This is a genomic window from Bacillus sp. B25(2016b) (assembly GCF_001679765.1).
Lineage (GTDB): Bacteria > Bacillota > Bacilli > Bacillales > Bacillaceae_G > Bacillus_A > Bacillus_A thuringiensis_K.
The window spans coordinates 233,130-242,195 of sequence record NZ_CP016285.1 but is presented as its reverse complement, the minus strand read 5'-3'; the positions used below and the strand labels follow the sequence as shown (position 1 = coordinate 242,195).

The window sequence follows — 9,066 nt, the reverse complement described above, 5'->3', positions numbered from 1 at the left end:
GTTCAAAATGTTATCCGGTATTAGCCCCGGTTTCCCGGAGTTATCCCAGTCTTATGGGCAGGTTACCCACGTGTTACTCACCCGTCCGCCGCTAACTTCATAAGAGCAAACTCTTAATCCATTCGCTCGACTTGCATGTATTAGGCACGCCGCCAGCGTTCATCCTGAGCCAGGATCAAACTCTCCAATAAAGTTAGTTTGTCTAGCATCTAAAATAAAAATTGACGTTTCACGTTGTTTGTTTCGTTCAGTTTTCAAAGAACTACTTAGTCGCTCATTTGCGACTTCCTTATGTTAACATTTTCATCTTTCAATGTCAACTAAGTTTTTTATTTCGTTTGTCGCTTTCGACGTTGTTGTCATCGGCGACTTGTTCTATATTACACCTCTATACTCTAATCGTCAATACCTTTTATCCTTTTTATTTTATAAATTATGAAGGGTATTTTTATACTTCTTCCCTAAAGATTAATAAACTAGCGCAGTCCCTTTCATAATCGACAGTTTATACTTTCTAAAGAATGAATATCAAGCCAAACAAATATATATTAAAAGTAGCTTTTTTATTTAGACTTCTCTCTAGAAATTATAAATACACCATACATTTACTAAAAATCTAATTAACCTTAGGAGGCGTTATGAAATGCATGTTAATAAGAAAATCATTTATGTATCCCATGATGCCCATTTCCACGGAGCACAGCTGCTTTCTTTACATACTATTAAAGCTCTCAAAGAAAACTTTCATTACTCCGTCGCAATTATTTCTATTGGAACGGGCATTTTAATCCACGACTTTCAAAAGTATGGTCCTGTTTATTGCCTAGAGGAAGACTACCCAACGGACAAAAAGATCGAATCATTAATAAAGAAGTTATTATCACAAGACTATACCATCGCCATATGTAGTACCGTCATAAGTGGTGATATAGTTGCATTACTAGCTAAACATAATATAAAAGTTATTTCATTAATACATGAATTGCCGCATTTAATACAACAGTACTCTGCTGAGGGAAAAGCGATAAAAATTGCCGAGTCTGCTCACAAAATTGTCTTCCCTTCACAATACGTGTATGAAAAGTTCCGTACAATCACCCAATTAGATCATCAAAAGTGCCACATCCTCCCTCAAGGTTTGTTTAACCACAATCCTTATAAGAACAATATTGCAAAAGCGAGAAACGAATTACGAAAAAAACACAACCTGCCTCTAGATAGCAAAATCATTTTGGGGGTAGGCTTCGCTGATCATCGAAAAGGGATAGATTTATTCTCACTTATTGCTTACTCAGTAAGAAAGATTCATAAAAATATTCATTTTATCTGGGTTGGGAAAACAGATGTTCACTTTTTAAACACGCTATCACCAAGATATACAGCACATTTTACATTAGTGGATCCTACTCCAGATATCGGTTTATATAACGCTGGGGCTGATTTATATTTATTAACTTCAAGAGAAGATCCTTTCCCAAACGTGGTTTTAGAAGCATTAGATACAAAACTCCCTGTTATAGGGTTTAAAAACGCTGGAGGTTTTGAAGATGTTGTTACGGAACAAACTGGCGCATTAGTAGACTATTTAAACTTACCGATGATGCTGGAAAAAATATACGAATTTATCGGGGATGAAGATTTACGATTACAAAAAGGGACCTTTGGCCAAGAACTTATTGAAAAAAATTTCAACTTTCTTCATTACATTTATCAATTATTAAACTTGCTTGAGCATAATTATAAAAAAATAAGCGTCATTGTACCGAACTATAATTACGAAAAATACTTATCCGAACGAGTTAAATCAATATTAAATCAAACCTATCCCCTTTACGAACTAATTTTCCTAGACGATGCCTCTACTGACAATAGCGTATCTATATTTGAAAAGCTGCTCTCAAACGAAAATAAACATCACCTGAAAATTCAGCAGATTATTAATTATAAAAACTCTGGTTCTGTATTTAAACAATGGATAAAAGGTGTCTCTGCAGCAACCGGTGATTATATTTGGATTGCTGAGGCCGATGACTTATGTGATCAGACATTTTTAGAAGAAGTAATACAAGGTTTTCATATAGATAGTGATGTTGCCTTAAGCTACACACAATCAAAACAAATAGATGAACAAGGAAATATATTGGCCAATCATTATTTAGATTACACAAATGATATTGATAAAGAAAAATGGCAGAGTTCTTATGTGCGAAAAGGGATAGATGAAATACAAGATACGTTACTTATCAAAAACACCATACCTAATGTCTCAAGTGTAGTTTTTAAAAACATAGATATAAAAACAACAGCAAAACAATTGGAACAGTTTAAAATAGCCGGTGATTGGTTTTTCTATGTTTCTATCCTTAAAGAGGGGAACATTTATTTCAATCCAAAACCTCTAAACTATCATAGACGACATACAAATAGCGTAACGAGAGCAGAAGATTCATATTCCCATTACAGTGAAGTTGTACAAATGCAGAATTTCATTAAAGAAACCTTTACTATCGACGACATTTCAAAAAAGAAAATGTACGCATATAGAAAGTATCTTAAAACATATTTGAAGGTTTAATTATATATTTTCTTTACCATCAGTATCTCTTGTAAGACATTACTATTATTTAAGGAGGGTTACTCTTTGAAAGAATTTATAGAGGCAAATAAAGATTTGATTTCTCAAATTGCACAGAACTACAATGTAAATGCAAGTATCCATCCGGAGGATCATATCTTCCAATTCCTGGTCACGAATCTAGTCTTTCCTTCTAAAAAAGAAGCAATAGATTATTATTTTAAAGATGGAAGAAAATCAGCAGAAACACTCTTAGATTTAATGACTTCCTTTTATCCTCCTGTAGACACTCCAACAAAATTATTAGAATTCGCATCCGGATATGGCTGCGTAACACGCCATTTATTAAACTTACAAACGAACTTACATATAACTACCTGTGATATACATGAAGAGGCTATTAGTTTTATTGAACGCACATTAAATACTTCATCTATCTTATCTCACCCTGAGCCGGAACAAGTAAAATTATCGTCTACGTATGATATCGTTTTTGGTCTATCCTTTTTTTCTCATATGCCTGATACAACTTGGTTTCGTTGGCTTCAAACATTGTATAATGCTGTGTCCCCTGGCGGATTATTCATTTTCACAACTCATGGATATCAAAGTAAAAAGTACTTCGGCTTTCCAGATTTAAATAAACAGGGTTATTGGTTTCTCCCCTCTAGTGAACAACTGGATTTAGATGTGCATCAATACGGGCAAACGATCGTTAGTCCCTCTTACGTATGTGACAAAATTAAATTATTACCTTATAATCCTATCATCAAAAAATACACTGAAGGTTTTTGGTGGGAACATCAAGACCTTTGGGTAATACAAAAAGAAACAAAATAATAAACCATGCTCTACTTATACAGAAGTAGGGCATGGCTTATTATTTTTTACTATATAAGAACTCTTCAATCCATAGCTTATTTAATCTAATTCCACTTTTGAAATCCACTTTCGGTTCCCAATTACATTCTCGTCTTACCCTATCTATATTTAAAATGATTTTTTGAACATTTTCTTGCTTTTGTTTATAGCAGATAAAGTCCACTTTTCTTTCCGTTAATTTCTCCAATTCTACTATAATTCGTTTTAAAGAGAGACCCTTGCCGCTCCCTATGTTATACACACAAGATTTCAAGCGATTTAATTGTGATAGTTGTATAGTGATTTCCACTAGATCATCGATATAAATATAATCTCGAATAATCTCTTGTGGATTCCCATATATATTAATCTTTTCATTACTGAGATGCTGATACAAAAAACAGTTTATTGCTCCAACTTTCTTTAACGGGTTTTGATATTTTCCATATGGATTAGAATATCTACATACAACATAGTCCATTCCATACTTTTTCTTATAAAAGTACAAATAATTTTCAAGCGACACTTTTGTTATTCCATAAGGAGATAGTGGTTTTAATGGATGTTTCTCATCAATAGGTAAATATTCTGGTTCACCATAAACTGTGCCTCCAGAGGATGCTAATACAATTTTTTTAATAGGGAAACGTTTAACAGTTTCCATGAAATTAAGAAAAAAAAAGCTACTGTTCCTATCTCCAAAAACATCTTCAATTGAAGTTGTTACATTAGACGTTGCAGCTAAATAAATAATAATATCCACATTTACTAAAGCCTTATATATATCTTCAACATTTGCTAAATCACCTTTAATAAATTCAACCTCACTTATAAGATTTTGAGGAAAATTATTTATATGTCTGGAAAATACTTTTACATTTTGACCTTGTTTCAATAAACCTAATGCGAGGTTAATACCAATGAAACTATTTCCACCTACTATTAAATAATTATTCTTCCCCATAATATCCTCTCTAGTAATAAGATTTTTGCTTATCACACCTAGAAATACAAATAAATGAACTTGGACACTTTTATTATTTCTTTTCTTATAATTAATTGTATGCCTCTTATACATTTTCATTATCTTTATTTTATATTTCCCTTTTAGAATGGCTTTCTTATTTAAGACGAAAGCAAAATACACTCATAATATTTACTCATTCTCATGAATATATTGGATTAATAAAAAATCCTCTTCTATACCCTTAAAAAAGGAGTGTTAAACTCATGAAAAATATAAATCAAAAGTTTTTAGAGTACATCATTCTACATAAAGATCGAATTCCGCATTTCCATAAGGATTTTCCCCTTATATTATTTTGGAGTCATAGAAGCGGATGTACCGCATTAGCTAATTGGTTCTTCTTTCAAATTGGATTATTTCCTGAAGCAAAGAAATACAATGATTTTATTCATTACTATGAATTCTGGGTATATAAAAATAACCCCAATTATATACAAGCGGTACATAGCGGTCTTCTAGAAGCCAAAAAGCATGTTTGTAAACTCGTACGAAATCCCTATAAGAGGGCCGTTAGCTCATTTTTATTACTTGCTGACAATCCTTATGCTAGTCCTCAATGGAATAGTATCCGAAAGTGTTTTTATAATGACAAGCATAGTAAGCAAGGAATATCATTCAAACAATTTTTATATTACGTTCAAGCACTTGGTTCCAATTCCCAAGTAATAGATATGCACTTTAGTCAACAATACGTCCAAGGTGAAGAAGCCTTTATCCAACGCTATATACCTTTAGAAGATTTTAATAAGCAAATTCCCAAAATAGAAAACGAATACGGTTTGATTAAATCTGACCTAACCAAACTTACAAGTTCAGGTCATCATCGCGCTCACAAGATGGTTTATACAGGAAGCTATGCAGAACTTAGCATTACAGATGAAGCCTTTCCCCGATTTCCAACATACGCAAGCTTTTATGACAAAGAAACAATGGATTTAGTTACAGAAATATATGCAAAGGACTTTGAAATGTATCCATACACGAAAGGGATATTTTAAACCCCTACGTTTTTCAATGAATAAAAGCAAATGTATCGCATAGCATAAAGTGAAACTTTAATTAGTGTGGGGTTCTCCCCTACTAATTATTCCCTTCTACCAATCTTACTTTTATGGTTTCCCTAATTTCTACCCACTCTCTTTGGTTTCACATGTGTCTGATACTATCCATAAAGTGAGGGCGTTTACGGGCAGTTCATATCCCACCCAACTTCTTTGCTCCAGCCGGATTTTAAGGTGAGAGCATTACTGCCATGAAAATAATGGGGGAAATACATTGCATTTTATACAGGAGGGATATCATGTGGAAGATAATTTGAAGCACAATAATGGCTACTGCGTTATTTGTGAGAAGGAAGCTACATTTATAGAGCATAATGATTGGCTTAGAGATCACTATTTATGTTCTACATGCCACTCTATACCGAGGCAACGAGCTTTAGTTCATGTCTTAAATACATTTTTTCCAAAATGGGGGTCCTATCATATCCACGAGTCCTCACCAGGAGGGATTACAACTCAACTACTGATAAAAAACTGTAAAAACTATACATATTCTCAATACTTTAAAAACTATCCTCTTGGTCAATACTTTCAAGGAATTAGATGTGAGAATTTAGAAAACATGACTTTTCAAAATGAATCTTTTGATTTATTCATTACGCAAGATGTCTTTGAACACGTAATGGAGCCAGAGAAAGCCTTTAAAGAAATAGAACGTGTCTTAAAGCCTGGTGGCGCTCATGTGTTTACCGTCCCTTGGTATCATACACTCCCAAAGACTTTACAAAGAGCAAGAAACAATAAAGAAGGAATTGAGTATATGGAAGAGCCAATTTATCATGGAAATCCTATTGATGAGAAGGGGGCTTTAGTAACATTTGATTGGGGCCAAGATATGATTGAATATATTTATACACATGCAAATATGTATACAATTGTTTATTTACAAAAGGATAGATCACTAGGATTAGATGCTGAATTTCTACATGTTTTTATTAGTAAAAAACACGAACATAATTTTTAGGCACTATATAATTTGGAGGTTAACAAATGAATAACTTTAAGTTAGGAAATGATTTTGATAACCTTGTTAGTCCTCTTTCTGACGTTGAACTTCTAAATCTATTTATACAAAGTTGCTCACAAACAAAGATAAATGGTATCCCAGTACCTATGTTCCCCCCCGAAGAAATTCAACAACAGTTTGTAGGAGCTTCCTATGAACATGCTCTTTATGAAGCATATTTGTTTTATAACCATGTAAAAACATATGCCCAAAATTTAGGTGTTCCCTTGAATAAAGAACGTAAAATTTTAGACTTTGGTTGCGGATGGGGAAGAATTATACGCTTTTTTTTCAAAGATGTTCGCGATGAAAATTTACTTGGTATTGATGTAGATCCCGCAATGATTAACATTTGCAATGAAACGTTAGGAAGAGGAATATATAAAACAGCCAATCCACAACCTCCTGTAGAATTTATTAGTGACAATTCATTAGACATCATATTCGCTTATTCTGTATTCTCACATTTATCCGAAGAAACTGCAGAAAATTGGATAAAGGAATTTTCAAGAATTCTTCGTCCAGGTGGCATCTTCATAGCCACAACACAAGCGCGCTATTTTCTCGATTACTGTCAACAATTCAAGGAACACCCTGAATTCATTCAAACGGGTTGGCATAAAACTTTATCACAAGCTTTCCCAGATATAAATCGGGCCATCTCGGATTATGAAAGCGGTAATTTTGTCCACAGTCCTACAGGAGCGGGAGATGTTAGAAATAGTAGCTTCTACGGAGAAACCGTTATACCTAGAAATTATATTAAAAATCACTATGAGAAGTATTTAAAGCTACGGGACTTTTTTGATGACGCAAGCCGATTACCCCAAGCCCTATTTGTTCTCCAAAAAGATTAACTCTTTTCCTACATGGTAATGCGCATAATTTTATAATGAAAATTACTTTTCATCTCAGCCATATATTAAATGATCCAAGATTCCTCTATCGAGCAAACTGTAAAAACGAATTCAATATGAAGCACAACAAAATAGTAAGTAAATAACCTATCTAGCGCTTTAAACTCGATTCAAAAAATCAAAAGTAACTTCCCCCCCACTTTGAACTACAAAGAACATAAGGAGGATATACCTTGAAAATAATTGCTTTTTACTTACCGCAGTTTCATCAAATAAAAGAAAATGACAAATGGTGGGGAAAAGGTTTTACTGAATGGACAAATACTAAAAGTGCACGACCTTTATTTGCAGGACATTATCAACCTAGAGAACCTTATCAAGATTTTTATTATGACTTAACGGACCCATCCGTAAGAAAATGGCAAGCAAAAATTGCCAAAGCACACGGCATATATGGTTTTTGTTATTACCATTACTGGTTTAAAGGAAAAAGGCTATTGGAGACACCCTTTAATGAAGTACTTAAGACGGGCGAACCAGATTTTCCATTTTGCCTTTCTTGGGCAAATGAACCGTGGACAAAAACTTGGGATGGTCTTGATAGCCATATATTAATGCCTCAAAATTATGGAGAGTTATCGGATTGGAAAGAACACTTTGACTATTTATTACAAGCTTTCCAAGATGAAAGATATATTCGTATAGATGATAAACCCCTATTCATTATTTATCGTCCTGGGCATATCCCTGGCTGTGAGCAAATGCTTAATTACTGGGATACACTCGCACAAGAAAATGGTTTGAAAGGTATATACTTTGTAGAAACATTAAACAGCTTCCCACTTCCTAATATAAATGGGTTCGATGCTAGCATTCAATTCGAGCCTTTTTATACAATTGCTCATGATAGCTCTCCAGACATAAATAAGACAATATATGAGTCTGGTAAACAAATAAACGCTTGGGATTATGATAAAGTTTGGATGTATATACTAAAGCGATCTCCTCCAGAGAAAAAAACATTTCCCGGTGCCTTTGTTGACTGGGACAACACAGCACGTCGCAAAGACTTAAATAGCAGCATCTTTCTCGGTTCTACTCCTGAGAAGTTCACGATATACTTAAGTAAGCAAATTCATCGTACCTATTCTCTTTACAACAGCGAGTTTTTATTTATTAATGCGTGGAATGAATGGGCAGAAGGTACTTACTTAGAACCAGATAAAAAGCATGGATTCGCCTATTTAGAAGGAGTTAAACAGGCAATTAAGAGAGGTATGAAAGCATACAAAAAAGACGAGTCATTCTGACTCGTCTTAAGATTGCTTGGCGACGTCCTACTCTCACAGGGACAAGGTCCCAACTACCATCGGCGCTAGAGAGCTTAACTTCCGTGTTCGGTATGGGAACGGGTGTGACCTCTCTGCCATCATCACCAAACTATTGAAGGCATATTCCTTCAAAACTAGATAACATTGCTACATATTATATGGTTAAGTCCTCGATCTATTAGTATTCGTCAGCTCCACATGTCACCATGCTTCCACCTCGAACCTATCAACCTGATCATCTTTCAGGGATCTTACTAGCTTACGCTATGGGAAATCTCATCTTGAGGGGGGCTTCATGCTTAGATGCTTTCAGCACTTATCCCTTCCGCACATAGCTACCCAGCTATG

7 protein-coding genes, 1 rRNA gene and 2 other annotated features (2 of these 10 running past the window's edge) are annotated in these 9,066 nt (G+C 34.2%); of the genes, 6 read left to right on the top strand and 2 right to left on the bottom strand.

Going from position 1 to position 9,066, the window contains the following annotated elements:
• Positions 1-127, bottom strand: a sequence feature (mutual gap in cmsearch alignment for this rRNA model is longer than 100) (it extends 579 nt beyond the left edge of the window).
• A 516-nt stretch (positions 128-643) separates the two neighbouring features.
• A complete protein-coding gene (locus tag BAQ53_RS01420) occupies positions 644-2,575 on the top strand; it encodes a glycosyltransferase (RefSeq protein WP_000558383.1) in 1,932 nt (643 codons plus the stop codon).
• Positions 2,576-2,641: 66 nt separating this feature from the next.
• Complete coding sequence (locus BAQ53_RS01415; RefSeq protein WP_208906440.1) at positions 2,642-3,415, top strand: class I SAM-dependent methyltransferase; 774 nt, start codon at positions 2,642-2,644, stop codon at positions 3,413-3,415.
• Positions 3,416-3,455: 40 nt separating this feature from the next.
• Here BAQ53_RS01415 and BAQ53_RS01410 read toward each other — a convergent pair whose 3' ends face one another.
• On the bottom strand, positions 3,456-4,400 hold the full coding sequence (locus BAQ53_RS01410) for an NAD-dependent epimerase/dehydratase family protein (RefSeq protein WP_000517674.1): 945 nt from the start codon (positions 4,398-4,400) through the stop codon (positions 3,456-3,458).
• A 266-nt stretch (positions 4,401-4,666) separates the two neighbouring features.
• Between BAQ53_RS01410 and BAQ53_RS01405 the strand changes: the two genes are divergently transcribed.
• From BAQ53_RS01405 to BAQ53_RS01390, 4 genes are all read left to right on the top strand, one after another.
• Positions 4,667-5,461, top strand: a complete 795-nt coding sequence (locus BAQ53_RS01405; RefSeq protein WP_000790062.1) for a sulfotransferase family 2 domain-containing protein — start codon at positions 4,667-4,669, stop codon at positions 5,459-5,461.
• A gap of 304 nt (positions 5,462-5,765) precedes the next feature.
• Entirely contained in the window at positions 5,766-6,488 is a 723-nt protein-coding gene (locus tag BAQ53_RS01400) for a class I SAM-dependent methyltransferase (protein WP_208906439.1), read from the top strand.
• A gap of 26 nt (positions 6,489-6,514) precedes the next feature.
• Positions 6,515-7,387, top strand: a complete 873-nt coding sequence (locus tag BAQ53_RS01395) for a class I SAM-dependent methyltransferase (protein WP_001058686.1) — start codon at positions 6,515-6,517, stop codon at positions 7,385-7,387.
• A 233-nt stretch (positions 7,388-7,620) separates the two neighbouring features.
• On the top strand, positions 7,621-8,697 hold the full coding sequence (locus tag BAQ53_RS01390) for a glycosyltransferase WbsX family protein (protein ID WP_000690962.1): 1,077 nt from the start codon (positions 7,621-7,623) through the stop codon (positions 8,695-8,697).
• Positions 8,698-8,711: 14 nt separating this feature from the next.
• On the opposite strand, the gene rrf is transcribed toward BAQ53_RS01390, so the two are convergent.
• Positions 8,712-8,827 (bottom strand): 5S ribosomal RNA (rrf, locus tag BAQ53_RS01385).
• Positions 8,828-8,888: 61 nt separating this feature from the next.
• Positions 8,889-9,066, bottom strand: a sequence feature (23S ribosomal RNA rRNA prediction is too short) (it continues 145 nt past the right edge of the window).

Coding starts and splice junctions, on each gene's coding strand:
- BAQ53_RS01420 (WP_000558383.1), top strand. CDS start 644: ATGCATGTTAATAAGAAAATCATTTATGTATCCCATGATGCCCATTTC.
- BAQ53_RS01395 (WP_001058686.1), top strand. CDS start 6,515: ATGAATAACTTTAAGTTAGGAAATGATTTTGATAACCTTGTTAGTCCT.
- BAQ53_RS01405 (WP_000790062.1), top strand. CDS start 4,667: ATGAAAAATATAAATCAAAAGTTTTTAGAGTACATCATTCTACATAAA.
- BAQ53_RS01410 (WP_000517674.1), bottom strand. CDS start 4,400: ATGGGGAAGAATAATTATTTAATAGTAGGTGGAAATAGTTTCATTGGT.